This window comes from Pengzhenrongella phosphoraccumulans, assembly GCF_045689905.1.
GTDB classification, from domain to species: Bacteria; Actinomycetota; Actinomycetes; order Actinomycetales; family Cellulomonadaceae; genus Pengzhenrongella; species Pengzhenrongella phosphoraccumulans.
In genome coordinates this window covers 4,902,931-4,927,677 of the sequence record NZ_CP144210.1, presented here as the reverse complement: position 1 = coordinate 4,927,677, position 24,747 = coordinate 4,902,931, and the positions used below count along the sequence as shown (strand labels likewise).

At 66.2% G+C, this 24,747-nt stretch carries 21 protein-coding genes and 1 pseudogene; 8 read left to right on the top strand and 14 right to left on the bottom strand.

Annotation, left to right across the window (positions count from 1 at the left end; genetic code table 11):
- Nucleotides 1-196 precede the first annotated feature (196 nt).
- Both VTA80_RS22920 and VTA80_RS22915 read right to left on the bottom strand, forming a co-directional pair.
- Complete coding sequence (locus VTA80_RS22920; RefSeq protein ID WP_407343371.1) at nt 197-3,001, bottom strand: AAA domain-containing protein; 2,805 nt, start codon at nt 2,999-3,001, stop codon at nt 197-199.
- 564 nt (nt 3,002-3,565) lie between these two features.
- Nucleotides 3,566-4,243 carry an NUDIX hydrolase gene (locus VTA80_RS22915; protein WP_407343370.1) on the bottom strand — a complete coding sequence of 226 codons (678 nt, stop codon included), beginning with the start codon at nt 4,241-4,243 and terminating at the stop codon, nt 3,566-3,568.
- Between the two features lie 117 nt (nt 4,244-4,360).
- Here VTA80_RS22915 and VTA80_RS22910 point away from each other — a divergent pair, with 117 nt between their 5' ends.
- From VTA80_RS22910 to VTA80_RS22895, 4 genes are read left to right on the top strand one after another with little or no spacing between them, the layout of a single operon-like run.
- Complete coding sequence (locus tag VTA80_RS22910; protein WP_407343369.1) at nt 4,361-4,849, top strand: T3SS (YopN, CesT) and YbjN peptide-binding chaperone 1; 489 nt, start codon at nt 4,361-4,363, stop codon at nt 4,847-4,849.
- A complete protein-coding gene (locus tag VTA80_RS22905; protein ID WP_407343368.1) occupies nt 4,846-6,411 on the top strand; it encodes an ADP-ribosylglycohydrolase family protein in 1,566 nt (521 codons plus the stop codon). Before VTA80_RS22910 ends, VTA80_RS22905 begins: the two co-directional genes overlap by 4 nt.
- 24 nt (nt 6,412-6,435) lie before the next feature.
- Nucleotides 6,436-7,404, top strand: a complete 969-nt coding sequence (locus VTA80_RS22900) for an IS481 family transposase (protein ID WP_407343367.1) — start codon at nt 6,436-6,438, stop codon at nt 7,402-7,404.
- A gap of 20 nt (nt 7,405-7,424) precedes the next feature.
- Nucleotides 7,425-7,772, top strand: a complete 348-nt coding sequence (locus VTA80_RS22895) for a hypothetical protein (protein WP_407343366.1) — start codon at nt 7,425-7,427, stop codon at nt 7,770-7,772.
- A gap of 94 nt (nt 7,773-7,866) precedes the next feature.
- Here the strand turns inward: VTA80_RS22895 and VTA80_RS22890 are convergent, their stop codons facing one another.
- Both VTA80_RS22890 and VTA80_RS22885 read right to left on the bottom strand, forming a co-directional pair.
- Complete coding sequence (locus VTA80_RS22890; protein WP_407343365.1) at nt 7,867-9,363, bottom strand: hypothetical protein; 1,497 nt, start codon at nt 9,361-9,363, stop codon at nt 7,867-7,869.
- 147 nt (nt 9,364-9,510) lie between these two features.
- A complete protein-coding gene (locus VTA80_RS22885; protein ID WP_407343364.1) occupies nt 9,511-10,773 on the bottom strand; it encodes a vWA domain-containing protein in 1,263 nt (420 codons plus the stop codon).
- A gap of 95 nt (nt 10,774-10,868) precedes the next feature.
- Between VTA80_RS22885 and VTA80_RS22880 the strand changes: the two genes are divergently transcribed.
- Together VTA80_RS22880 and VTA80_RS22875 are read left to right on the top strand one after the other, a co-directional pair.
- The gene (locus VTA80_RS22880) at nt 10,869-11,378 is read left to right on the top strand and encodes a helix-turn-helix domain-containing protein (RefSeq protein ID WP_407343363.1); all 510 of its coding nucleotides are present in this window, start codon (nt 10,869-10,871) and stop codon (nt 11,376-11,378) included.
- A gap of 555 nt (nt 11,379-11,933) precedes the next feature.
- Entirely contained in the window at nt 11,934-13,592 is a 1,659-nt protein-coding gene (locus VTA80_RS22875; RefSeq protein ID WP_407343362.1) for an NERD domain-containing protein, read from the top strand.
- An 835-nt stretch (nt 13,593-14,427) separates the two neighbouring features.
- On the opposite strand, the gene VTA80_RS22870 is transcribed toward VTA80_RS22875, so the two are convergent.
- A complete protein-coding gene (locus VTA80_RS22870) occupies nt 14,428-15,645 on the bottom strand; it encodes an ion channel (RefSeq protein ID WP_407343361.1) in 1,218 nt (405 codons plus the stop codon).
- Nucleotides 15,646-16,952: 1,307 nt separating this feature from the next.
- On the opposite strand from VTA80_RS22870, the gene VTA80_RS22865 reads away from it, so the two are divergent.
- The gene (locus tag VTA80_RS22865) at nt 16,953-17,531 is read left to right on the top strand and encodes a helix-turn-helix domain-containing protein (RefSeq protein WP_407343360.1); all 579 of its coding nucleotides are present in this window, start codon (nt 16,953-16,955) and stop codon (nt 17,529-17,531) included.
- 106 nt (nt 17,532-17,637) lie between these two features.
- Here the strand turns inward: VTA80_RS22865 and VTA80_RS22860 are convergent, their stop codons facing one another.
- Together VTA80_RS22860 and VTA80_RS22855 are read right to left on the bottom strand one after the other, a co-directional pair.
- Nucleotides 17,638-17,790, bottom strand: a complete 153-nt coding sequence (locus VTA80_RS22860) for a hypothetical protein (protein ID WP_407343359.1) — start codon at nt 17,788-17,790, stop codon at nt 17,638-17,640.
- 160 nt (nt 17,791-17,950) lie between these two features.
- Nucleotides 17,951-19,270, bottom strand: a complete 1,320-nt coding sequence (locus tag VTA80_RS22855) for a hypothetical protein (RefSeq protein ID WP_407343358.1) — start codon at nt 19,268-19,270, stop codon at nt 17,951-17,953.
- A 448-nt stretch (nt 19,271-19,718) separates the two neighbouring features.
- Here VTA80_RS22855 and VTA80_RS22850 point away from each other — a divergent pair.
- Nucleotides 19,719-19,844: pseudogene (locus tag VTA80_RS22850) on the top strand (CpaF family protein); the annotation flags it as partial.
- Between the two features lie 141 nt (nt 19,845-19,985).
- Here the strand turns inward: VTA80_RS22850 and VTA80_RS22845 are convergent.
- The 7 genes from VTA80_RS22845 to VTA80_RS22815 form a co-directional block, all read right to left on the bottom strand.
- Entirely contained in the window at nt 19,986-20,606 is a 621-nt protein-coding gene (locus VTA80_RS22845; protein ID WP_407343357.1) for a recombinase family protein, read from the bottom strand.
- A 448-nt stretch (nt 20,607-21,054) separates the two neighbouring features.
- Complete coding sequence (locus VTA80_RS22840) at nt 21,055-21,321, bottom strand: hypothetical protein (RefSeq protein WP_407343356.1); 267 nt, start codon at nt 21,319-21,321, stop codon at nt 21,055-21,057.
- 201 nt (nt 21,322-21,522) lie between these two features.
- Entirely contained in the window at nt 21,523-21,867 is a 345-nt protein-coding gene (locus VTA80_RS22835; protein ID WP_407343355.1) for a DUF202 domain-containing protein, read from the bottom strand.
- Complete coding sequence (locus VTA80_RS22830; RefSeq protein ID WP_407345841.1) at nt 21,864-22,232, bottom strand: YidH family protein; 369 nt, start codon at nt 22,230-22,232, stop codon at nt 21,864-21,866. The genes VTA80_RS22835 and VTA80_RS22830 overlap by 4 nt, the downstream gene beginning before the upstream one ends.
- A gap of 132 nt (nt 22,233-22,364) precedes the next feature.
- Nucleotides 22,365-23,201: an aldose 1-epimerase family protein gene (locus VTA80_RS22825; RefSeq protein WP_407343354.1), complete on the bottom strand. Its 837-nt coding sequence runs from the start codon at nt 23,199-23,201 to the stop codon at nt 22,365-22,367.
- Nucleotides 23,198-23,395: a hypothetical protein gene (locus tag VTA80_RS22820; RefSeq protein ID WP_407343353.1), complete on the bottom strand. Its 198-nt coding sequence runs from the start codon at nt 23,393-23,395 to the stop codon at nt 23,198-23,200. Before VTA80_RS22820 ends, VTA80_RS22825 begins: the two co-directional genes overlap by 4 nt.
- The gene (locus VTA80_RS22815; protein ID WP_407343352.1) at nt 23,392-24,711 is read right to left on the bottom strand and encodes an anaerobic sulfatase maturase; all 1,320 of its coding nucleotides are present in this window, start codon (nt 24,709-24,711) and stop codon (nt 23,392-23,394) included. Before VTA80_RS22815 ends, VTA80_RS22820 begins: the two co-directional genes overlap by 4 nt.
- Between the last annotated feature and the right edge of the window lie 36 nt (nt 24,712-24,747).

The window sequence follows — 24,747 nt, the reverse complement described above, 5'->3', positions numbered from 1 at the left end:
GGTCGAGCACTCGCAATCATCCGGATAGTCGTCGACATTCGATCCGTCAGGCGGCGCTCGGGGCGGGCGCGCCCCGCTACGACGCCGCGGGAGAACGACGCGATCTCGACGCCGCGCACCTACTGCAGGTTCCTGAATTGGCCTCGGGCGAGACCGGGGCCGGTAGGCGCGGCAGATTCCGACGGTGTCGCGCCAGTTACGCGAGCTGTGCGGCGACGTTCCGAGCGGCCGTGTCGGGGTCCTGCAGACAGCGCCACGCGGGAACGCGGATGACGCGGATCGCGAGCCGGTTGAGGACAGCGTCGCGGGCAAGATCTTGGCGGCGCTGACGTCCGCGTTGGTCGATGTGGTGGTCGCCGTCGACTTCGATGTCGACGAGGCCAGTGGGTGTCTGGACAGCGAAGTCGAGCTCGTAGCCCTCGATGATCGGCTTGAGCCGGACGGGCACCCCGAGCCGCAGCAGCGAGGCGTACAGACGTTTCTCGGCGTCGGAGTGCAGATCGGCGACTTCCGCTAGTTCGGCATCCGTGGTGGCAGGAGCTGCCATCTGGGCGACCCCCGTGTCGCGCGCTGCCTTGACCAACGCGTGCAGAGTGGGAACTGGCAGATCTGCGAGTGCATCGCCGTTGCCGAACACGATCAGCGCCCGCTTTGCCCGGGACACTGCGACGTTGACGAGGTTGCGTTGGCTCTCGACCCATTTCGCGGTTCCCAAAGGCGCATCCGCGGCTAGGACGAGTGAGAACAGGACGACGTCGCACTCACCGCCCTGGAAGGCATGGGCCGTTCCGATCGTGATTCGTGTTGCTGCTTCTGCACCGACGGCTGCGCGCACGCGCTGGCGCAGCAGGTCAACCTGGGCGGCGAACGGGGTGACGATGCCGAGCGTGCCGGAGGCAGGCGTGTGGTGGGCGAGCACCCAGTCGGTGATTGCGTCCGCCTCGTCGCGGTTGAACACGCCGCTGGTCTGGCCGCGTTCGCAGGTGCCGTTGACGTTCACGAACGACAGTCCGCGGGGGTCGCGGTCGAAGCCGGACACGTCGGTCAGCACCCGTAGTGCGCCGCCGTAGAAGTGTTCGTTGATGAACGCGGCGATCTGCGGGTGGCACCGGTAGTGCTCGTCGAGCAGGTAGGGACTCGTGCCGGTGCGCGCGGCGAACGCGTTGTGCGCGGAGTCGGCGCCCGCGGAGAGGTTGAGCTGGCGGACTGCCGCTTCGGTCGTGCCGCAGGCGGTGGCGATGGTGTCGAGGTGGGCGCGGTTGAGGTTGACGATCGGGGTGAGCTGGTTGGGGTCACCGACCACGACGATCCGGCGAGCCCGGTAGGCCAAGGGCAGGATCTGCGCGAGGGAGCACTGGCTCGCCTCATCGATCACGAGCAGGTCGAACAGGCCTGCGACGAGGGGGAAGTTCTCCCGCACCGGCAGGGTGGTGCACGCCCACCCGTGCAGATACGGCAGGCTCTGGGCGATGGCTTTGGTGCGTGCCGCGCGGTATTGGCGTCGGGTCGTGGCCAGGTGGTGCAGCGCGTTGCCTCCCGTTGCCATGGCCGTCTGCACGGTGTCGGCGAGTGCTCGGTGGCCGGCTTCGGACCAGGCGTGGTCGGCGTCGACGAGTGCGGCGTTGTCGGCGTCCGGGTCGGCCGGCCCAAGTGCCGTCAGGTGAGTGGTGAGCTCGTCTACGCGGGCGTCGAGGGCTGCCCAGTGCAGGACGTCGTCGAGCGTGGCTGCGGGGGACTGGGGATGGGCGAGGGTGAGGATCTTGCGCCCACGGCCGGCCGTGAACCAGCGCGAGTCAGCCCGCTTGCGCGCCAGGGCGTGGAGCCGGCGCCGCTCCGCGCGGCTCGGTTCAGTCTGCGGCCCGCCCCACAAGATGGTGCGCAGGCCTTCGACGTCACGAAGGGCCTGGGCAAGCTCGCTTTCAATCGCCGCTCGGCCTGCGAATGTCTCGAACACCAGAGTGCGGCTGGCGGCCGCGGCCTCGAGCTGACGGCGGATGATGTCACGCGAGAGTCCTGGTGACGCGGGACCGACCTTCAGCTTCTTCACGATGTCGGGCAGTGCCTCGCGGTGCTCCTGGTTGCCGGTCCGCACCAGGAGCGTCGGGTCGATCGACGCGCAGCGGTCAACGGCGACCTTGACGGCGGTGTTGTTCGTGGACGCCACCAGGACCGTTCGTCCGGCGAGCCACTGGTTGGCCACGATCCCGGCGACCAGCTGGCTCTTGCCCGTGCCCGGGGGACCCGTCACGACGGTGACCCGGGCACCGGCGGTCGACGTGAGGGCTTGCTCTTGGGAGTCGTTCAGCCGGAGCGAGCGCACACTCAACGGTGGCAGGCCGGTCACGAAGCTCACTGGTAGATCCTGAGGCGGTGCGGCGTCGGCCGTGGTGGAGCCAGCGCGCGGCTGGTGGTCGACCAGGACCGCGGCAGCGGTCTCGTGCCAGTCGGTGCGATCACGCAGCTCGGCGAGCTCGAGGCTGAGGGCGCGGGTGGCCCCATCGGAGGGCCCCTTGAAGACCATCGCGAGGTTGTGAACGCCCGGTCGCAGCTCGGGGTGGCGCGCAAGCCAGCGCGGGTTCACTTCGCTCGCCTCGATCCCGACACCGGTCAAGATCTCCGCCACCCGATCGCGGAGCGCCTCGGGCTCGCCGAACGGCAGGGGAATCGCCAATGACGCATCGATGGACGCGAGCGCCTCGGCGGGGAAGTAGGTCTCGTTGAACAGGCCCGGGTTCAGGTAAGGCTGATCGTCGTGGGCGACGACGCGCTCGGCGTCCGGTTCGGGCTGCTCGAGCTCGGTCATCACTACGGGTGCGATCTGTTGGGCCCCGGTGCGGTCGGTGGTGATCACCACCGGCCAGCCGTAATACACGGCGTCGCCGACGGGGAGGTCCGTGAACAGCTCCTTGATGGGGCCGGTCGCGGCGAGATCCTCTACGACGCCGGTCACCAGACCCTCACTGGGAAGGTCGAGGATGCGCCACGAGGCGCGACGGCTCACCGAGACAGGCTCGGTCACCGACGCACGCGCCACGGCACGTCGGTGGTACTCGAAGAGGCGCTGCCACGGTGAGGCAAAATCTGGTCCGCTGGGGGCGGGATTGTTGGCCGCGCCGGGTGCGGTGAACCTCTGGGGTGATCTTGAGGTGGGATCCCGCTTCGTCGAGCGTTGGGGTGTTCGTGCTGGGGCCTCGCAGCGGACGCAGGTCGTTGCCTTCGTCTCGCTTGACCATTGGGCGCGGACGCCGGCGGCCAATTGCGCGCCGCAGCGGCGACAGGTCGCGGGGTACTTGAGGGTCAGTTCGCGCGCGGCCATCAGGACAATCCACCCGGGCGCACTGCAGCGCCCATTCCGTGGACGAGAGTGCCTGCTCCTCGGCCACGGCAGTGGATCAATGATCGAGAACAGCCGATCTCAACTCGCGTCCCCCCGCGATTCTGAACCATGGCGGCCATTCTGCCGCGTGCTACCCACAGCCACGGCATCGCGCCTTGATGGTCGAGCACAAATCACCTGATAAAACGGGCGCAATCGGACGACCCCGGCGACGTCGCCTGGGTATTGCTAGCGGGTGCGCACGTGTTTGAAGAGCAGTGCTGGCTTGCCGACCTCGCCCTCTTTGTACGTACCGGTCGGACGAACAAGGGGCTGCATGTGGCGCCGGAAGGTGTCCTTAGGGAGTTCTTGGCCGAGAACGGCCTGGTGCAGACGTCGCAACTCCAGCAGGGTGAACGGATCTGAGAGCAGCTTGTCGGGGTCGGGTCTCATCCGGTAGGAGTCCCGCAGTTCGGTCACCGCCAGGGCGACGATCGCGTCGTGGTCGAACGGTAGGCCGGCGACGTCGGCGACCGGGATGAGGCGGACGTCGTCGTGCATGGTGACGGTGCGTTCGAGGCGCGACCAGGCGACCACGTCGAGGTGGGCCACCGACAGCACCCAGCCGCGGTCGTCGCGGTGCGGGGCGTCGAAGACGTGCAGCTGGCGGGGGCGCAGGCCTTCGACGCCGGCCTTGTCGCGCAGCGAGCGCAGGACGGCGTCGGCCAGGCGCTCGCCGTCGTGCAGGAAGGTGCCGGGCAGGGCCCACTCGCCGTGCTCGTGCGATCCCTCGCGCCGCACGAGAAGCACGTGGAGCGTGTCAGACCCTGCGGGGACAGTGAGGAGTGCGGTGTCGACGGCGACGGACGGGCGGGGGTAGTCCGTGAGGGACTTGCCTGCCGTGTCGGTGAAGTTACTGGGGGCCATGACCGTCATTCAATCACTTATTGTCTCAGGCATGCGCTAACCTGACAGCAGAGGTTGGCGCGAGGACGCGCTAACCAGGCAGCTGGGGTCACTACCCGGGGGATCGAGGTTCTTGCCATGGAACACACCAAGGCAGTCGAGGAAGCGCGGCGCGCCAGGACGTTGCTGCGCTCGCACCTGGAGCGTTGCTTGCAGGACATCTGGGGCACCCCGGAGCTGGTGACCGACGCCGACCGCGACTACCCGTACCGCAAGGGCACCGCGATGTGCTGGGTGTCGCTGATGAGCGGACCGGTGCCGGGAGTGCAGGTCTTCGCGCACGCCGCGTATGGGCTGCGGACCTCCGCCAAGCTGCTCAAAGAGGTCAACGAGATCAACGCGCGTACCCGATGGGCCAAGGTTGCCTTCCGTGACGGCATCGTCATGGTCTCGGTCGCCCTGCACGCGGCGGCCGTCGACCGGCTCGCCCTGGCCCACGCGATCGAGTCCGTCGGCGAGGTCGCCGACGACATCGGCTCCCTGCTCGCCGGCGTCTACGGCGGCCGCACCCCGCACGCTCCCGAGCTCGAACCGCACGACCAGAACGCCACCGAGGAGGCAGCATGACCCATTCAGACTTGTCGAAGTTGACCGTTGCTCAGATCGATCGCGCGGCGGGGGTGCTGCTGGCCACCGCGTGCGGGGACGCGCTCGGCGCCGGGTACGAGTTCGGGGACCCGCTGCCGCAGAGCACCGCGGTGGGCATGGTCGGCGGCAACGGGGCTGGGTGGGCGCCGGGGGAGTGGACCGACGACACCTCGATGGCCGTGGCGATCGCCGAGGTCACCGCGACCGGGGTCGACCTGCGAACCGCGGCCGCGCAGGACGCGATCGCGGTTCGCTGGGCCGGGTGGGCCCGGGACGCTGCCGACGTCGGCATCCAGACGCGCGCCGTGCTGTCCGCCGCGGGGCGCGCGCCGACCGGCGTCGCGCTTGCCACGGCGGCGCGGTCGCACCACGAGCGGACCGGCAAGTCGGGCGGCAACGGCTCGCTGATGCGCACCGCCCCGGTCGCGCTGGCCTACCTCGACGACCCGGACGGGCTGGTCGAGGCTGCGCATGCCATCTCCGCGCTCACCCACTACGACCCCGAGGCCGGTGAGGCGTGCGCGCTGTGGTGCCTGGCGATCCGGCACGCGGTGCTGCACGGCACCTTCGACGGGCTGCGGCTCGCGCTGGACACCCTGCCCTCGGATCGTCGCGCGGTGTGGGCAGTGCGGCTGGACGAGGCCGAGGCCAATCCGCCGTCGTCGTTCAACCACAACGGATGGGTCGTGCAGGCGCTGCAGGGCGCGTGGTCGGCGATCACTCGGACCGCCGTGCCGGACGAGGACCCCGCGGCCGGAGTGTTCGAGGCCCAGCACCTGCAGCTCGCCCTCGAGGCCGCGGTGCGAGGAGGCCGGGATACCGACACCGTCGCGGCGATCGCCGGCGGGCTGCTCGGCGCCCGCTGGGGAGTCTCCGCCGTGCCCGCGCCCTGGCGCCGGATCGTGCACGGCTGGCCAGGGCTGCGCGGCCGCGACCTGATTCGGCTCGGCGTGCTGACCGCGCGGGGAGGACAGAGCGACGGCCAGGGCTGGCCCGAAGGGGCCGTGTTCGACTACTCCGGCTATGGCGATCTCGAGGTGCTCTCCGTCCATCCACACGACGCGGGTGTTCGCCTGGGCGCCATCGGCGCCTTGACCCACCTGCCCGACGACGTCGACGCCGTGGTCTCGCTGTGCCGGCTCGGCGCCGACGAGATCCCGAAGTGGGGCGTGGAGCCCGAAAATCATGTCGAGGTCTGGCTGATCGACAGCCCCGACCCGCCGGCTAACGCGCACCTGGACTTCGTGCTGCACGACGCCGCGCTCGCGGTCGCCGCGTTACGCGCCGAGGGGCGCACGGTGCTCGTGCACTGCGTCCAGGCGCAGAGCCGCACCCCCGCCGTCGCCGCGCTGTACTCGACGCTGTCCTGTGGGATCCCGACACGACAGGCGATGGTCGACGTGAGGCAGGCCCTTCCCGAGTCCATGCCGAACCGTGGATTCGTCCTTGCGCTCGACCGGCTAGGTGTACTCGGCCACGAGGTTGGTGACGGTTGGGGTGTTGACGTGAGGAGGACCTCCGGGCGTAGTGGAGATGTCTGACGTCTTCACCAACCGGAGGTCCTCGTGTCTCACGCTAACGCGCGGCTCACACCGCATGGCAGATGGTTGCTCGTTCAGCGCGTCCGGGTGCACGGTCGCCCGGTCGCCCACGTCGCCCGGGAGCTCGGTGTCTCGCGCCAGTGCGCGCACCGCTGGGTCGCGCGCTACGACCAGCTCGGCCGGGCCGGCCTGCTGGACAGGTCGTGCCGTCCCCGCGCCAATCCCCGCGCCACCCCCACGAGCGTGGTCGAGGCCGTGGTCGCTGAACGGGTGCGCTCCCGGTGCGGGCCGGACGAGCTGTCCCGGACCACCGGGGTCCCCGCGCGCACGATCTCGCGGGTCCTGCGCCGCGCAGGGGTGCCCTACCTGTGGCAGTGCGACCCGATCACCGGCGACGTGATCCGCGCCTCGAAAGCCACCGCCCGACGCTACGAGCACGACCGGCCCGGTGACCTGGTCCACCTGGACGTCAAGAAGCTCGGCCGCATTCCCGACGGCGGCGGCTGGAAATCTCACGGCCGCGCGGCCGGATCCACTTCACTGCGCCGCAAGACCCGGCTCGGGTTCGACTACGTGCACTCCGCGGTCGATGACCACTCCCGGGTCGCGTACTCCGAGATCCTGCCCGACGAGAAGGGCCCGACCTGTGCCGGGTTCACCGACCGAGCGCTGGACTACTTCGCTGCCTTGGGTGCGCCGGTGCGCGCGATCCTGACCGACAACCACTGGTCCTACTCCCGCAGCCGGGACCTGCGCGAGGTCCTGGCAGCACACGGCGCCGACCACTGGTTCATCAAGGCGCACTGCCCGTGGCAAAACGGCAAGGTCGAACGCTTCAACCGGACCCTGGCCACCGAGTGGGCCTACCGTCGCCCCTACCTGTCCAACGACGAACGCACCGCGGCCTACCCCGCCTGGCTCCACCGGTACAACAATGAACGACACCACTACGCCGTCGGCGGACCACCGATCAGCCGACTGTCACCAACGTGACGGCCGAGTACAGCTAGGCGGTGGGGCGTGATGCGGTCCCGATCGGTGTTCGGGGCGCGGCAGCGGTGACGGCCGTCGAGATCTGGGACGTCAACGGTTCCACTGTCTGGGTCGACTGGGGCCCCGACGGAAAGGTTGTGTTTCAAGGGCAGGCCCTGACCGGCCGTGCGGAGTACGAGTACGCGATCTCGGTGCCGAGCGTCGACGTCGCCAAGCTCGTCGCGGCGTTGGGCGGCGAGGCCGACGAGGACGTCATCGCGCTCATCGCGGCGAATGGTGAGGCGATCGTCCGGCGGGGAGAGAAGGCCTGGGTCGAGAGTCTGGGGATCACGCCCGAGTTCTGGTCGCGCTATGACGATGGGCTCTGAGCCGTTACCGCGGTGACTGTCCTCGAGCTCGGCGCCCGCCACGACTGAGGCGACGTAGCCAACGGAACCCTCGCAGGTCGTGCGCACGTCGAGGTTACGGGCGCAAGCTCGTGACGCTTTGCGCGTGGTCGAGGGCCGCACGGAGGCTGATCTCGCCGAGCTCGAGGACCTGGCTGATAGAGATCGCTGGCACCTTGACGTAGTCGTAGACGAAGTCCGGGGCGAAGTGCTTGTAGGTGCTCGACGGCGCGGGCGCGAACGGTCCGGCCTTCTGCTCGTCGTCGAAGGCGAACCATCGGCTGTGCACCGCGTCGGCATAGGCGACCTGCTTGGCCTTCGCAGCCTCGCCCTTGCCGCGCAGGGCCTCGGGCACGATGAGGAAGCGGCGCCACTGCGAGCCCTGGAGCTGCCAGCCGACCGTCGACCCGTCGCTGACGTCCACGTGCACGGTCAGGATCGGCATCCCCTTCGAGAAGCTCGCCTGAAGCCCGTCGCACCGCAGCCCCAGCTCCGCGAAGCGTTGGCCGAGCTGGTGCGCCATGGCGAAATTGCGGAACTTCTGCAGGGCGTCGTGCAGGCTCACCGGGCGCAGCAGCTCGACGGTGTCCCCGTCGAGCAGCAGCGGGTCGGCGGGGTCGTGCGGGCTGACGTGGTCGGTGAGGGTCTGGAGACCGTCGATCATCAGGGCCCACCTCTCGACCAGGCCGAGCGTGAAGTCGTCGTCGGGCAGGTGACGCTGGATCGCGGCGGCGACGCGCCGGGCCAGGTCCGGGTAGCGGACCCAGGTCCAGCCGTCGTAGGTGCCGCCCGGCCAGCCCGGGTCGGCGAGCGAGAGGAGCAGCTTGGTGGCCGGCGCGAGGCCGGTAGCCGGGATGTTCGTCGCGGTGTACCCGTCGAGCTGGCCCTCGTCCGGGAGGCTGAAGACCTTGTTCTCGACGACGATTGGGCGCGCGCCATCGAGCTCGACGATCAGGTCGAGGTGGTGCAACTCGTTGAACACGCGGTGGCCCGTGTGGGTCGCGGACGCTTCGAGCCACGGCGCCAGCGCGTCGCGGGCGACGGCTGGTGTGGCGAACAGCCAGCCGAGCAGATTGCTGTGGAACAGCTCCTTCGAGCCGAGGCTGAGGTGCAGCACCGGGTTGGCCTGCAGGGCGGCGCAGGTGTCGCGCACGACGGTGACCCGGCTGTCGGCGAGGTCCGACGGCTCCTCCCAGCTGACTGTGGGCGCGGGCTCCGTCTGGTTGAGGTTGAGGTACTTGACCGGGTTCGCGGCGCCCTGGGGGAACAGGTGCTTGACATCCAGGCCGATGAGGTGGGTCTGGTCGGCGGCGGGCTCGCCGTCGAAGGCCCAGCGGACCTTCTTGGCCGGTGTCAGGCCGTCGTCCTCGTAGTGCCGGGGCCGCCAGTCGTGCACGAGGAACACGCCGCGCACCACACCCTTCGCCACCGCGACGGCGTACTGCGCCTGCTCGCGCTTGGGGCCGACGTGCCACCAGCCGCGGGTGATGTCGTAGACGTCGTCCTCGGTCATGCCCTCGGACCAGAGCTTGTTCACGCGCAGCAGGATGCAGGGGAGGGTGATCTCGGTCATGGGAGGGCTCCAGCTTCAGGCTTCGTCCGTGCGAATTGGTCTGACCACTGCTCACGCTAGTGGGGGAGCGGGCCCTCTTCGGCGACCGCGCGGCGCGCCACGGCACACTTCACCCCGAGGCGGGCGCGGACCCTGGGCTCCACCCGGTCAGCGGTCTCGCCGGCCTCGGGTGCGGGACTTGAGCGAGGAGTCGGCGGACATCCGCTTTGAGGCCCGGCTCACCTGGCCGTCGGTGGCGTCGTCGATCAGGCCGTTCAGCATCGCGGACTCCTCGCGCAGCTCGGCCGCCAGAAGCGGGGGCGCCGAGGCGATCGCGTCGTCCACGGACACGCGGGCCGCCCGGAGCTGGTCGAGCGCCGCATCGGTGTCGCCGGACTGCAGGCGGCGCGAGGCCTCACGTTTCGAGGCCTGCGCGCGCAGGTAGACGAGCTCGCTGACCACGACCGGGTTGGGGATCCGGCCGGCGGCCTGGTCGCCGGGGACGACGTTGACGTGCACGGGAACGGTGAGGGTCTCCTCGACGAGGGCAGGCAGGGTGACGTACCGCAGCTCGAGGGTTGCGATCGACGCGAGCCCGAGGGTGGGCAGGCCGGGCACCGCGAAGGTGAGCACGAGCTTGCGCTGCTCGCCGGACAGGAACCCGCCGAGCTCGATCATGATGCCGTCGGGGACGGCGTGGGTGGGCAGGTCGTTGGCGATGCGGACCCGGGCGACCGCGGGGTCGAGCCGCAGGAGCAGGGACGCCGCGGCCAGGGACTGCGCGAGCAGGCCGTCGACCTCGTGGGCGATGAGGCCGATGGCGGTGTCGGCGTCCTCGGCGAACAGCTCGGCGCCGTTGCCGCCGCGGGCGATCGCGCCCAGCAGCGACTCGTCGTACCCAAGGCCGAAACCGAGAGTCGTGGTGGAGACCGCCTTGCCAGCGGCCTTGGCCGCGACCTGCGACATGCGGTCCGGGTCGGTGATCCCGGCGTTGGCGTGGCCGTCACTGATCAGCAGGACCCGGGACGTGCCGATTCCCACCACGCGCCGGACCTCTTGCAGCCCGCGCAGGTACCCGGCGGACAGGTCGGTCATCCCGCCGGGAAGGACGGCGTCGATGGCCGCCTTGATTCGGTCCTTGTCCTTGACCGGTCCGGCGGGGATAACGACGGCGGCTTCGTCGTCGAAGGTGATCAGACCGAAACTGTCCGCGGGGTCGAGCCGGTCGACCAAGTCCCGAAGCGCGCGCTGGGCGCCCTCGAGGCGCTCCCCGGCCATGGACCCGCTACGGTCCAGGACGACGACCAGAGTCGCCGGAGCGCGCATCTGGGTGTCGGCGATGACGGGCGCGGTGAGCTCGAGGAGGAGGTTGAGCTCGTCGTGGGTCTCGACCGCGACGACGTCGACGTCCAAGCTTGCTGTGACCTGCATGAGGGACACCTTTCGTCGCGGGAAGCCACCAGGACGACTCCTTGGTATGCTGCGCTTAGCATAATGCAGACCTCGGAACTATGCAAGGAGCATTGGTGATAGCTGGGCGGAGCAGCAAGGGCGGGAGCGAGGAGCTGGCTGCGGTCCTGCGCGAGCGTCGGGAGGCGACCGGGATGTCTCGGCGCGACCTGGCCGAGGCATCGGGGCTGTCGTATCCATACATCTCCCAGCTGGAGACCGCCTACCGGTTGCCCTCGCCGCGCGCGATGAAGTCGTTGGCGAATGCGCTGGAGGTGCCTGTTACGGACTTGTTTGACGCGCTGCCCCAGGAGCCCGAGCCTCGAGGAGAGATGCTGATGGTGGCGGCACTGCCGCCGGATGCGTCGTGGTCCGATTCCGGGGCCGCGGGAGAGCAGTGGATCGTCAACCCGTCGCACGTACGGAGGAGCGCACCACCGTCGCGGGTGGGCAGGCGGGAGGCCGCGCGCTCGGCGATCGCCTCGCTGGTGGAACTCGACCCTGAGCAACGGTTGGCCGCGCTGAGCGAGGTCCAGGCCGCCGTCGTCGCCTCTGTCGTGCGGGATCAGGTGCGGACCTTCGAGTGACCCCGCGGCCCAGGCGAAAGCGGCTCGGCAAACGTCTAACCCCAGATCCGTGAACACCGCGGCCATCGCGTCGAACAGCACCTCGAGGCCGTGCCGAGCACGCGCGCCGGACCGACGCTCGACCTGGACGCCGCAACCCTGGGCGGGTCGGCGAACAGCGCCGGCTCGCTGGACTCCGAGACCAGGCCAATCTCAACGATCTCGACGATGACACGACCACCGGGCTACCGGTACACCCCCTGAGCGAGTGAACCGAGGCTCTTGCCTCCCCGGCCACTCGGGACGGCGAAGCAACCCGACCCTCGCACGCGAGGCGCGGAAGCGCGTGGGCCAGTTGGCCAGACCGTGGAGGATGTCCTTGTGACCCGTGACAGCGTCGCGATGCGAGACTGGGCTGATCTTGCGCGCCGGGTCGTCCACGAGTCCACGATCGCCCAGGCCACACAGCAGTGGAGCCAGCGACTTCCTTCACGGACACGCCACTGGGCGTAACCGGCGCGCTCCGGCCGGTGCCGCCTGGTCATCAGCGCGCGTCGGGTCCGCTACACATAGGTCATGCCATATCTGTACCCTGCGGAGCCGAGGTTCCCCGACGATGGCGGTGCCGAGCGAGTGGTTTGGCAGCACCTCGTGGACCAGTTGCCCGACGGCGCGGCGCTGTTCCACGGCCTGCGTCTTCTGGACGAGTCGCACGAGCGGGAGATCGACCTGCTCGTCGCGTGGCCGGGCGTCGGCATCGCCGTGATCGAGGTCAAGGGCGGCCACATCAGCCGAACCGACGGGGCCTGGTACCAGGGCAACGACCGGCATCGGATTGATCCGGTCGGCCAGGTCCAGGCCGCACGCCACATCCTGACCAGATTGCTCACGCGCTGGGGCGTGGGCGCACGGTCGGCGCAGATCGCCCACCTTGTCGCGTTCCCGCACGTGTTCGTGCCCGCCGATTGGCAGATCCCCGAGGCGCCGCGAGACACCATCGTGGATCGCGGTGATCTGACCAAGGTCGCGTTTATCGTCAAACGCGCCATCGAGAACCACGGCGTCGGCGACGGGTTCCTGGCCGACGACGCCGCGCTCGACGAGCTCGTCGTCGCCCTCACCGGGCGGTTCATGTCCCAGGCCGAGCACCTGGCGCTCGCCGCGCAGCACGAGGACCGCATTGACCAATTGACCCGTGACCAGGCGCGCCAGTTTGAGCACCTGCGCCAGTTCCGTCGGCTTCGTGTGGTCGGGGGAGCGGGCAGCGGCAAGACCTGGATGGCGTTGGAGCAGACGCGCCGCCTGGTCCGCGATGGCGAGCGCGTAGCGCTGGTGTGCTACTCACGCGGGTTGGGGCGCTATCTTCAGCGCGTCACCGGGCAGTGGCCCGGCACGAAGCGGCCCGCGTTCGTCGGTCCCTTCCTCGATCTCCCGCTCAGCTGGGGTGCGGAGCCGGGCGCCGATGACGACTCGGACTACTGGGAGCGCCGCCTTCCTGAGCGGCTCGGCGAGCTGGCCTCCGAACGGCCGAGCGCCGACCTGTTCGACTCGATCGTCGTGGACGAGGCGCAGGACTTCAGCGCCACGTGGTGGCCGCCGCTGATCGGGTGCCTGCGCGACCCCGACCATGGTGGCCTCTTCGTCTTCTCCGACGACTCCCAGCGTGTCTTCGCCCGCGAGGGTGCGGCTCCCATCGACCTGCCCCCGGTCACCTTCGATGAGAACCTGCGCTCCACCAAGCAGATCGCCCAGCTCTTCGGGGCGTTCACCGACGTACGGGTCAATCCGCGCGGGGAGGCGGGCAGCCCGGTGCGCGTCGTGGACGTCACGTTCGAGGAGGCACTGGGCGCGGCCGACGACGCCGTCGACGCTCTGCTCGCGGAGGGCTGGCAGCCGGGCCAGATCGCGCTGCTCACCACCGGCGCGCGGCACCCGATCCAGGTGGACGTCGTGGAAAGGCGGGGCCACGACGGCTACTGGGACGACTTCTTCGACGAGACGGATGTCTTCTACGGTCACGTCCTGGGTTTCAAGGGTCTGGAGCGGACCGTCGTCGTGCTCGCTGTCAACGGGTTCCGGGAGCTCGAGCGTGCCCGCACCATGCTCTACACCGGCCTGTCCCGGGCCCGCCTGCTTCTCGTCGTGGTCGGACCGCGCGATGAGATCGAGCGCCTAGGCGGAAAGTCTGCTCATCACCGCCTGGGAGCCGCTGAGGTGTGGGTCCCGGCGTCATGAGGCTGGGGCTGCGGGGACCAGTGCGACGCCGTCAGTCGCGTACGTGCCCGGTCTGCTCCCGCACGACCCCCTCAACGATGGCGACACTGGGATCGAACCAGTGACCTCTTCCGTGTCAGTCTTGAGAACGGCGTTCACTGCGGTCCGATCCAGTGCGTCGGTGCAGGTCAGGCGGGTGCACGGTCCAAAGCCCATGGCGGCGAACTGGGCAGAACTCGGCGCCGTTGGGGTACGCGTTGGGGTACGGCGCGACTCTCGGGGCCTGGGTCGCAGCCGGACGGAGCGATCGAGCTTCGTGAGGCTGCGGCTATTCGAAGTGCGTTTCCAGTTCCTCCGGGGAGATGACGACGGCGAGGAGGGTTCGCCCATATTGCATCCGTGGCGACGATGGCGGGCAGTTCGGCGCGAGGTCCGGGTCGGTACACCAATGGCCCTACCTCGCGGGATCTGACCTGGTCGTCGGGTCCACGCGCCAGATCCATCCCTCCGCGGAGCAGCGGGAGAGAATCTCGTGCACTGCGTGAAACGATTATTATCCGCGTATGCGATCCGCTGATTGTCTCAATCGAATCGTCACGCCCAACTGCTCCTGGCAATCCGAGGATGTTGGTCGTTTCTCGGGAGTGGCCATGATCGCAGCGGTAGATGCGGTCTAGGATTCCGGCAGGTCGTTGTGAAGTTCGTTGACGTGTCTCAATGTCCTCCATTAAGCGGATGAAATGGATGAGTACGCGTGTCCGCGCTTGATTGAGATCCGCCAGCAGTGGGGCGCAGTGGGCGATCACGAAAGCCAGCAGCCGGGATCGCTTCGGCAGATTGGCGTTTGAAAATGGTGCTATTTCTTGCGCCGTCGTGGCGGCTGAGCCCGAAAAGGCAGAGGGGGGTCGGTACGCGGAGGCATCCAACTAGCTCGAGCCAAGGCGGCTGCTACGCCAATCGATACAGCGAAGAACCCGAAGATCATCTGCAACGACACCAGAATTCGCGAAATCTGAGTCGCCGGTTGAATATCCCCAAATCCGGTTGTTGTGAAGGTTGTAAGAGTGAAGTAGATAGAATCGACTTTTGATAGACTTGCGTTGAATGACATCGGTTCAAGCGTTGACAGGACCCAATACGCACCGCTAAAACTGCCAATGAGAAGCGAAAACAAGGTGACGAATCTCATAACAAGAAAGCCGTAGCCGTTGTTTCTCGCCACCTGCCACCAAAAGGATGTCTTGCCTGTTCCCTCAAGAAGAAGCCTCACGACCAGAACGGATTGGGCGACCAGTAGTGCACCCGACCCCGCACAGACGAGCCACACTGCGTCGCCATCCCTGATAATTGTCTCGTCAGACATTGGTAGCCAGATCGCAAATGGCAGAGCAGCTAACGAGATCATCGACAGATTGTTCATTGCGCGGCTTCGAGTCGAACGAATGAAGACTCCTTCATGATCGGCTCGCGCAAGTTCTTCTCTGAACGAAGTAGAATGCAGTACCCATCGCCAATCCCTGTACTTTTCGGGATCTTTCATCATATCCACGCGGGTCGGCGCCTCCGCTTGCCCGGTCCGCGTCTTCTGGGTACCTGTTCTTTTATTGACGATATCCATTTGCAGCGCCCACCGCCAAAGCCCGAATTCGAGACGAGGTTCTTCCAGTTCCGCGACCCAGACCTCTGATTTGAAGTATTCTCTGAATGCTCTTGGATTCATGAGGAGGAAGTTTGCGGTGGCTCGCCAACCATGCCAATCAAGTACGTGTTTCAGTCTATTGATTCTCTTGATACGCGCGGCGATCGAACTTAAGCCTAGGGTTGCGATCAGAAGACCAAAGAATTGAATCACCCATCCTGGTCCGATAGGAACAAAACTTGAGGACCAAGAATCGAGCATTCGTCTGGTCGTCGAGAGATTGATAGCCAATTGACCGCCGAGAAATGCGATGCCGGCATCAAACATTAGAATGAAGAGGATCGTCCGTTCGCGGCCATGCTCGTGGCGGAAAGCTGGCACATGTTCCGGGAGTGGTCGTCCGAAGAAATCGCTTTTCCCGGATTCTTCATTCACGGCGACGTGCCGTTCGTCGATTTGCGGTAGCTGTTTGGTTGGCCAGATGAGGTTGGGCCGCGCAGTATGGTCAGTGTGCTGGCCAGTGCGGACATAGGGCTCGTCGTGCCCGTTGCCCTACCGCCAGGAAGGGTCACTCTCGTCTCGTCTGCGTCACTCACGTCCGCAGTCTCTCGCTTGTCGTGCCGCCGCGGATGTCTTTGCAACTTTTGGGGTTGTCCGCAGGTGGACCCATGCGTCGCACGTGAGGACGCCCCGGGGTCGCATCTGCTCAAGTTCGGTCGCCGTTGTAGACGGCCCACGGAGGGGTCGCGAGCAGGTCGGCCGGCATCTCCGCAGGGCGAGTACTGCGTGAAACTGCGGCTATCCGCAGCGCATTCATCCGCGGCCTTCGCGCTCGGGGATGGGAGCGGATCTCAGTGCTACAGGTTCCGGGCCGGCCACGGCCGCCCTCCAGCGGTCTGAATCAGACGCAGCACTCCGGGCATGGCGTCCGCGCGCCCACCAGGTCATGGTCGGTGACGGACAGGTTCTCGTTCTTGTCCCAGTAGTTGGCAATCGTCTGGCACCACCCCTGGTGGAACAAGCGCCCGTACCTCGTCACGAAGACCTGCCCGGGACCCAATTCAGGAGCCCCGTCTACTCGGCGACCCGCAGGCTCCACCGAGGTGATCGGGCCAAGCTCAACCGCAAGGGCGGCGAGCTCTTCGCGTGTCGGCTTGGGTGGGGGCCGCCAGCGACGGGGAGCCGCACCAGTGCGAGCAGCAGCAGTACCCCGCTCCTGTCTGCACCCTCGGGCCGCCGGACCTTCTCTTCGCCATACGAGAAGCGTAGGCGGACCGAACAGGCCACTGGCGCGGTCCGCTGCCCATCGTATGACTGACGAATCGACCTACAGTCTCCCGACTATTCCCGCTTCGCTGGCGTCGTGCGGCAGTCGCGCACGCGCGGGCATTTACCGCGAATCATCGCTTGAGCCAGCCCTCGTGGATCTCGGTTCACGCTGCCGTTGGACTGCCGGCACGATCCCACGAGCGGCGAATCTCCTCAATGAACTCGACGGCGAACGCTCGGAGTGCGGGGTCGTTGGCTACCCGTTTGGCGCGCTGACCGACCTCTTTGACGTACTGCTCCACAGCTGCTCCAACTTCGTTTGCAATCTCATTCATCTTTTCCACACTCCGCCGATTGAGGTCCAATGCATCGGGATGGGGACCTGTTCAGGTACCCGATGCGTACTCTGCTGGACCTAGAGTGCTGGGCCGAGCATGGACTTGTCAAGCACCGAGCGGGTACCCTTCTGGACTATGGACGAAGATCAGAAGCGCAGTCTGGGTGCCGTTGTGCGCACTTTGCGCGAAGCCAGAGGACTCACGCGCCAGGACCTCGTCGAACGAACGGCCGCAGATCCCAGCGATCGGGTGAGCCTTGAGATGCTCGCCAAGGTCGAGCAGGGCAAGAAGGCTCCCAGTGCAAGAACCTTGCGAAAGCTCGCTATCGCGCTCGGTATGGAGCCCACAGACCTAGCCGGCAGGGCTGCATGGTGGGAAGTCAACGAGTTGGACGGAGCCAGCGCGGCACTCTTGCGGCTCGGTGTCACGCAAGGGGTGCGGCTCGGCGTCTCGCAACGCAGGGCGCTCGGCGTCCTTGCCGGGTTCCGCGTCTCGGGTGGCGCCTCGGGAGCTATTGGGGGAGCAGCCGCCCTAGGAGCAGCAATTGGTGGTATTGCTCTGAGCAAGGAATTCGCAGACCGAAAATCGCTTTCCGACTGGTTTCAAGAGCAGGCAAGGGTAGCGACAGAGGGGTCTGTGAGCGAAGTCGCGGACATGACTGAGGCACTCGGCCTCGTGGTTCGCGAGGTCGGGGACACCGGGGAAACACCGTAGACGCCAGTGCCGCTCGGCGTCTGAGGCATCCCCCCGCTGCCCAGAACGCCCGAGCGCGCCCACCCCCGGGTCGTGAGGCTTCGAGGATGGGCGCAGGCGTGTCGGACTAGCGGTACCGGCGCAGCATCCCGACGGTGATCATCGCGATGCCCATGCCACCGATGAGCAGCCCCGTGAAGATCAGCGGCGTAAGCGTCATCATGACGCCGACGACTAGCAAGATCACGCCGTAGCTGGCGAGCATGGTTGTGTCTCGCACGGCCGTGGCCTGGGGCTTCTCTGTTGTGTCCAAACTCGCATCCAACCGCAGAGCGCGCTCGAGTAGGGCCGCTCGGACGCCGTCGGGAGCACGTCAGCGGTACACACGCCCGCGTTCTTCCCTTTCGGAGCGTGAATTTGTCGCGAACTCATCTCGGGATCTATGTGCGCAAGCGTGTCGAGCGGTTCACAATTACCCGTTGAGCGAGCATCCGAAGTAGGTCAACCTCAGGCGGCAGAGCATTCGACTCGGCGCTCGACGGAAGTAATAGATCAACTCCCGGTGCCCCCCCGTCTTGCTTCGTATGAACAATCCGACACCTGATTGCGTAGATCCGATCCGCTAGTTGATCAATTAGTTCAGCCGATCCTTTGGCGGGGGTTAACCGAAGAGAATCGACGCCTTGAATGGACTTTGCTTGACTGCTTGTGAAGTGGGCAGTATATTCCGGTGTACTCTGGATGAATTTTATTAGGGTGTCTTCGTCGACACATGCCCGAATTGTAGAGCGCAGCTGGTCTCTTTCTCTTCCGAGGTTTGAACCTCCTCCCAGTGCGAGCGCAATGATCTTCGAGATTGCTTCATCGCTTGAAGGACTGAATCTTGGATTGGCCAATTCTGATCTGACTCTCTGCGCAACCTCCTCGCGCGCGAAGATCGGAAAGAAATACTCAAGTGTTTGATAGAAAGCTAGGTACTGAAGTAGGGGCAAGCCGGATGCCGCGCGCCCGTACCTGTAGAGCGAGAGCGGTGCGTCCGAGTAGCGGTTCTGTGGGTAGTTCGGCGCTTCTTCTAGTGCCTGGACTGCGGAGGTCGGGCGACTACCGCGCCGCTCAGCGAAGGAGATATTTGTGTCGTAACGCATGTCCAAATCGAAGAGGAAAGCATTCCCGGTGGTCTCAAGAATCGCCAATGCCTCTTTTTGAGTTCGACTAGTTTCGCCAACAATCTTCAGCGATGTTTGATTGGCTCTGCCCGGAATGAAGGCTTTTAAAGTCGAAGACGATGGGGAGATCTGTAAACTGCGGTCACCACTCGCGACCGTAACGTGCCATTTTCCTGGCTTCGCTCGCCGGAGGGGAGGTGCGATGTCCGACTCGGGATAGTTCTCGTCGAGGACTTCCACCCCGGGAAGGCGCCAGAGGCTCGAGACCATAGTCACGCCGTTCGAAGATGTACCCGAAGCAAGAGCCGCCTCGATTTCACCAGTGGTGGTATTCAATATTGCATTGTAGTCACCCAGGAAATGAAAAGCCTCAAACTGAATAGCAGCCAAGTCTTCGATGTGCGTCGACTCGACCTCAATAGTTCGAGTCGTCTTCCCATTTGGAATGTCGATTTCTAGCATGCCGACATCTGGGTAGCCTTCGGATGAAATTATGAATCGCGCCGATTTGATTTTTGCGATCGTCGCTCGACGCTCGACGTCGTCGAACGCTGACCGAATGGTCTCTGCGGTTGGATCTCCCTGCATTGGCATAGTCCAAGACTATGGGGATCCACGCGTCCAGTAGGCCTTCGCGAGATCCTAGGCTGGCTCTGTCTAGCCCCCGGCGGAAGGACGAGGCCCCCGGGCCGAATGACCGAGGGGGCGTGCTGCCGCTAACCGTGGCTCGGATCGGGTCGCTGCTCCGCCCAGGCGGACAAAGCCGCGTCGTCCGGTGCCTCGATCCAGCCGAGGCCCTCGGGCCTCTTCCACTCGAACACCAGTTGGGACAGGATCCGTGCGGCCGTACTGCGACTCGGACGGCCACGAACGACCCACACCGCGACCAGCGCATCGTCCAGCACGGCGCGCTGGTCTTCGACCGCCTCGGCCTGGTCCCAGTTGTCGCCGAACGTCTTTGTGTCGCCGACCCAGCGCTGGATGACGACTGGCGCCTCGGAGCGCTGCTCGTCGCGATGGTCGACCAGTTTGCCTGCTCGTCCTGCGCATTACGGACCGCGACGTCGTCGCGCTGCAGTGCCGCCAGCCGAGCCTCGAGGGCACGGGCGAGATCCCGCTGCGCCGACTCGTCACGGACGACCTGCGCAAGCGACCGAACTGCATCCTTAGTGATGGCCGGATCTGAAGCGTCCGTGCCGCACAGCGAAAGTCGTCCGAAAGCACCCGTACTGGAAGCAACGTGCCCCCGCTGCGGACACTTTGGTACGCACCAGCGTTGCCAGGACGGCACGGGGTAAGGGCGGTCGTTTCAGCGCTTTGGGTTCTCGGCCGAAAAGGCGCGGTAGAGCGATGCACGTGACACGTCGATGGCGGCTGAGGCCTGGGTCACGGTCGCGCCACTGGATATCAGCGCACGAGCGGCACGGAGCTTGATCGGGGTCATGACCGTCGGGCGGCCACCGACTCGGCCACGTGCGCGGGCGGCCTCGAGGCCGGCTAGCGTGCGCTCTCGAATCAGCTCGCGTTCGAACTCTGCCAGCGAGGCAAAGATGGCCAGCACCAACCGCCCGGATGGGGTGGACGTGTCGATGGCTTCTCGGAGAGAGCGGAAGATGACTCCCCGCGCGTTGAGTTCCGCGACGAGGGCAAGGAGATCGCGAAGGTCGCGGCCGAGCCGGTCGAGGCGCCAGACCGTGAGAACGTCGCCCGGAAGCAGAGTACCCAGCAATAAGTCGAGTTCCGGGCGAGACATGGTGCGTCCTGACGCATGATCGACCCAGATCCGCTCACACCCGGCTTCTGGCAGCGCATCGAGTTGGAGCGCTTCGTCTTGGGTTACGGTCGAGACTCGCGCATACCCAAGGGAGTGGCCGGAACTGCGAGTGCTGGATGTCGCCGTGGGTGCTCCGCCGGGCAGATCCTCCGTCATGCCATGAGCGTCGCACAAACGTGCTAAGTACAGATTCGTGAAGCGAGGTTTCGGACACGGGTTCTGAGACGCCCGCCCCGGGTGTGTCGCCGAGCGGCGGCGACGGTCTCAGAATCGATCGTTTTTCTGTCCTGTCTCGACGGGACGACGCTCGAAGCTCTCAGGGACGTGAGCCCAGTGTTCGGCTCCCGCAGCGGGCTGAGCACCGCGGAGGACTCGATGGCGGACATCGCCGTCAAGATCGCCGAGTTGGTCAGGGTGAAGGACCTCGTCTGCTGACGTTAGAAGGCGCCGCGGGTGGGACGTGGATCACGTTCCAGGGGGCGTGGCCGGCAGCTTCCCGGCCGGCCGGTGACCCGAAGTCGACTACCGATGTCGACGTAGGCGCCGACGCACTCGATGCTGAACGACCGCTGACCTGCCTCGTCGCTCTCGATGTGGCGAACTGTCACCAGTCACCTTCCCGAACACGAGGATCCATCAGGATGGCCCAGGGGCACGACGCGCCTTGAAGCCCTTTCAGTGCGACTGGACTTTTCGCGGGCATCAGGGCCAACGCGTTCACGAAGTTCGTCCGCGAGAGGTTCCGAACCGTTCTGCTTGTCCGAAGGTAGTTTCCAGGGACGGTGTAGGTGAACGGCAGACCCGTGATCGTTCGGAAGTTCTCTCCGGCGTGGCGTTCGATCCGACGCCAGACACGCTCGATGTCGATCATGATTCGATCATTGCGCACGATCAAGCTGTGCATTGCATGCTTGTCGTTGCGTGCCACGCAGCGCTACTCAGCCGGGCGACCCACTGCTTGACGACAGTCAGGGTGCGGATCGTCGAAGACGAGATCGCTGTCGCTGACCCGTGAGCAAAGCCTGCACAGCGCACCTTGCGACGACCGCGGATTCGTCGAGGGCGTGTCGATTCACGGCGCGGTGACGAGCACGAGGATGAGTGCAATCAGGCCGGCCGCGAGGACGAACGATGCGGTGAAAGCGAGCAATCCACCGGACGGGAGTTGCCCCTCCGGGCTCGCGCGGGATGTGAGAGCCGATAGGACGACACCGTGTCGTCGGTGCGCGAGGAAAGTGATCCATACAGCGGCGAGTACGCCGAATCCAGCAGTCATCGCCGCCCAGGTGCCGAAGAACTCTCCCAGCACCCTGACCGCCAACAACGACGCGGTCCCGAGCGCTAGGGAAGTACGGCGCCATGCAAGCGCGGTCCTCTCGGGTTGGAGTCCCGGGTCGAAGAGAGTCTGGTTGGTCAAGGCAGGACCAGTCCGAGGAAGATCAAGACGCCCACCACGACAACAGCGATGCCGATCGGCAGGGCGAACATTGCGGCTGGGAGCGCAGTCCCCAAGCGAAGTGCACGTTCTGTTCGGGACCATCCGATCCATGCTTGAAGTGGTGTGAGCATTCCAGTCAAGATCAGCACCACTGAAGCCGCGAGGCGGAATCCAGGATGCATGCCGAGGGCGAGGGACTCGAGGGCCACCCCTCCGCCCAAGAGTGCGAGAGAAGTGCGGATCCAGGCAAGGAATGTTCGCTCGTTCGCCAGACTGAAGCGGGCATCAGGCTCCGAACCGTGTCGATAAACTCGATCGGGAAATCGCCGCACTAAATCAGTCATGAGTCTCGCTTCGTAAATCAACTCGGAATCGAATGTGCTGTGCTGAGAGTCGGGAGTGCTCGGAAAAGCGAGCGTCCTACGGTAGTGGCCGGGGTGCAACTCTCGTCTGAGAAGTACTCGAGTGCGCGTTACTCAAACGTCCCCACTTCGTAGTTCGTTTTTCTCGGTCGATAGGAGATTGGCGCCCCACGTGACCTCGTGGTGCGTGCCGGGTGCGAGGTGGATCAGATGGTCTCCGGTCCGGAAAGCATTGGCAAGGCAGCTCATCGGCTCAGCCGCCAGCCCGGTGCGACGGGCCCTGACATTGGCGAGGGAGTCCCCGGTGCAGACTTGCCAGGTGTCCATCGTGGCGTCGATCCACACGGCGGCCGCCAAACCGTCCGGTGCGGCGAGCTGCAGCCAGGACAGGCCATCGTCGTCGCGGATAACATCGATGTAGGCGTCGTCGAGAGCGATGCCGTTGAGAAGTTGAGGGGTGCGGAAGTCGAAGTCGCCGGCGGCCTTTTCGGTTCCGGTCGGTAGCAGACGGTCGTCCGTGGTGACGCGGGTGGTCGCGTCCAGGCGCAGGGTGCATTCGTCGAGGGAGGCACCCGCGGGAGACAGCCATGGGTGGAACCCGACACCGTACGGCGCGGTGTTGGCTCCCTCGTTGGTGGCAACCGTGCGGACCTGCAGCCCGTCGTCCGAGAGTCTGTAGGTGATCTGTAGCCGGAGCGTGAACGGGTAGCCGGGCGTCGGGACGAGCGCGAGCTCGAGGGTCACAGCTGCGGCGTCGTGGTTGATCAGGGTCCACCGCTCCCAGCGACCCAGGCCGTGCAGCGCCGTACGGCGCCCGGGCTCAGTAAGCGGGAGCTGGTAGGTGGCGCCGTCATAGGTGTACTGGCCGTCTGCCAGGCGGTTCGGCCACGGGATGAGGACCGCGCCGTGGCAGGCCGGGGCAATCTCGTCCGCTCTGAACGGCGTGATCACGTCCCGCCCCCGACGGAGTACTCACGCAGGCTGGCACCGACCTCGGTGATCGTCGCGCGGTGTTCTCCATGGGCGAGGTGGAATTGGGAACCTGATGGCGCGCGTTCGGTGACGCTGACGAACTCGGCGAGAGGAGCCTGGGCCGCGGCCCTGTTCTCGATCGCGCCAATCGTCGCGTAAGCCGACTGGCTCATTGGATGCTCCTCGCGAGGTGGTGTGGTCCCGCTTGCTGACCAACTTCGCTTTCGCCCGGGCGATGCGCGGCACGTACTTCCGGACGCATGATCTCTGCGGGTGCGCGTCCTTTCCTGACCAACCGGGCCATGGCCACGAGGTCGGGCCGCATGTGGCCGAAGAATGCCTCGTACCCGGCGCAGAGGTAGTTCTGGCCGGGCTGCCCGTCGCGCGATGTGGCGAACCGGTCCTTCGGGCACCCGCCGTGGCAGAAGTTGCGCACGGGGCAGCGCACACACTGGTCGGTGAGCTCGCTGGCCTTCTTGAGGTTGAAATCTAGGTGTCGCGGCGTCTGGGTCAGCTCGGCGAAGTCGTGCTCGGCCAGGTTGCCGAGCAACCAGTCCGGTTCGACCCAGTGATCGCATGAGTACACGTCGCCGTTGTACTCGACGGCGAGCGCGTTGCCGCAGTCCGGGGAGTGCACACAGGTGGGGTACCGGCCGAACATCGCCGAGAGTGCACCGTCCACGTGCTGGATGTAGACCCGCCCGACGTCCCGAGCGATCCACTCGTCGTAGACCTCGATCATGAATTTCCCCCACTGCTCCGGGTCCACGGAGCGCGAGGTCACCAGGTCGCCCTGCTGCCGGTACAGCAGATGCTCGCTGGCGGTGCGCCAACCCTGCTCCAGCGTGGGCAGCTCGGTAATCGTGGCGCGCTCGACGATTGGGATGAACTGCAAGAACGTGGCGCCGAGCTCGTCGGTGAAGTAGCGGTAGACCTCCGCGCCATGGTCCTGGTTGGCTGCGTTCACCGTGCAAAGGAAGTTGGTTGACACGTCGTGCCGCTGCAGGATTCGCCATGCGGCGACGACCTGGTCGTGGGTCCCCCGCCCGGCCCGGTTGGTGCGAAAGGTGTCGTGCATCTGCGCGGGACCGTCCAGGCTGAGGCCGACGAGGAACTTCTCATGTGCGAGGAACGTCGCCCAGCGGTCGTCAATCAAGATCCCGTTGGTCTGGATCGTGTGCACGACCTGTTGCTCGGCACGGGCGTACTCGTGTCCCAGGCGCACCGCGAGCTCGAAGAACTCCAGGCCGCGCATGGTCGGCTCACCACCCTGCCATGCAAGGGTGACCTCGCCGTCGGGCTGGTTGGACAGGAAGGTGCGCACGTAGTCGCGGAGCACCTCCTCGGACATCCGCTGCCGCGCGTCGTCGTACAAGAGCTCTTTCGATAGGAAGAAGCAGTACGAGCAATCGAGATTGCACGCCGCACCGTTGGGCTTGGCCACCACGGAGAACGCCAGTTGGCGCGCGTTTTTCGGTTCGGGGATCATGCGCGTCACCTCTCGTCGTGCCGGCGGACCCCGAAT

Excerpts from the sequence above, each read along its gene's own strand:
- VTA80_RS22915 (WP_407343370.1), bottom strand. The coding sequence starts at position 4,243 with ATGGCCCCCAGTAACTTCACCGACACGGCAGGCAAGTCCCTCACGGAC.
- VTA80_RS22910 (WP_407343369.1), top strand. The coding sequence starts at position 4,361 with ATGGAACACACCAAGGCAGTCGAGGAAGCGCGGCGCGCCAGGACGTTG.
- VTA80_RS22905 (WP_407343368.1), top strand. The coding sequence starts at position 4,846 with ATGACCCATTCAGACTTGTCGAAGTTGACCGTTGCTCAGATCGATCGC.
- VTA80_RS22890 (WP_407343365.1), bottom strand. The coding sequence starts at position 9,363 with ATGACCGAGATCACCCTCCCCTGCATCCTGCTGCGCGTGAACAAGCTC.
- VTA80_RS22885 (WP_407343364.1), bottom strand. The coding sequence starts at position 10,773 with ATGCAGGTCACAGCAAGCTTGGACGTCGACGTCGTCGCGGTCGAGACC.
- VTA80_RS22875 (WP_407343362.1), top strand. The coding sequence starts at position 11,934 with ATGCCATATCTGTACCCTGCGGAGCCGAGGTTCCCCGACGATGGCGGT.
- VTA80_RS22865 (WP_407343360.1), top strand. The coding sequence starts at position 16,953 with ATGGACGAAGATCAGAAGCGCAGTCTGGGTGCCGTTGTGCGCACTTTG.
- VTA80_RS22855 (WP_407343358.1), bottom strand. The coding sequence starts at position 19,270 with ATGCCAATGCAGGGAGATCCAACCGCAGAGACCATTCGGTCAGCGTTC.
- VTA80_RS22845 (WP_407343357.1), bottom strand. The coding sequence starts at position 20,606 with ATGACGGAGGATCTGCCCGGCGGAGCACCCACGGCGACATCCAGCACT.
- VTA80_RS22840 (WP_407343356.1), bottom strand. The coding sequence starts at position 21,321 with ATGATCGACATCGAGCGTGTCTGGCGTCGGATCGAACGCCACGCCGGA.
- VTA80_RS22830 (WP_407345841.1), bottom strand. The coding sequence starts at position 22,232 with ATGACTGATTTAGTGCGGCGATTTCCCGATCGAGTTTATCGACACGGT.
- VTA80_RS22820 (WP_407343353.1), bottom strand. The coding sequence starts at position 23,395 with ATGAGCCAGTCGGCTTACGCGACGATTGGCGCGATCGAGAACAGGGCC.
- VTA80_RS22815 (WP_407343352.1), bottom strand. The coding sequence starts at position 24,711 with ATGATCCCCGAACCGAAAAACGCGCGCCAACTGGCGTTCTCCGTGGTG.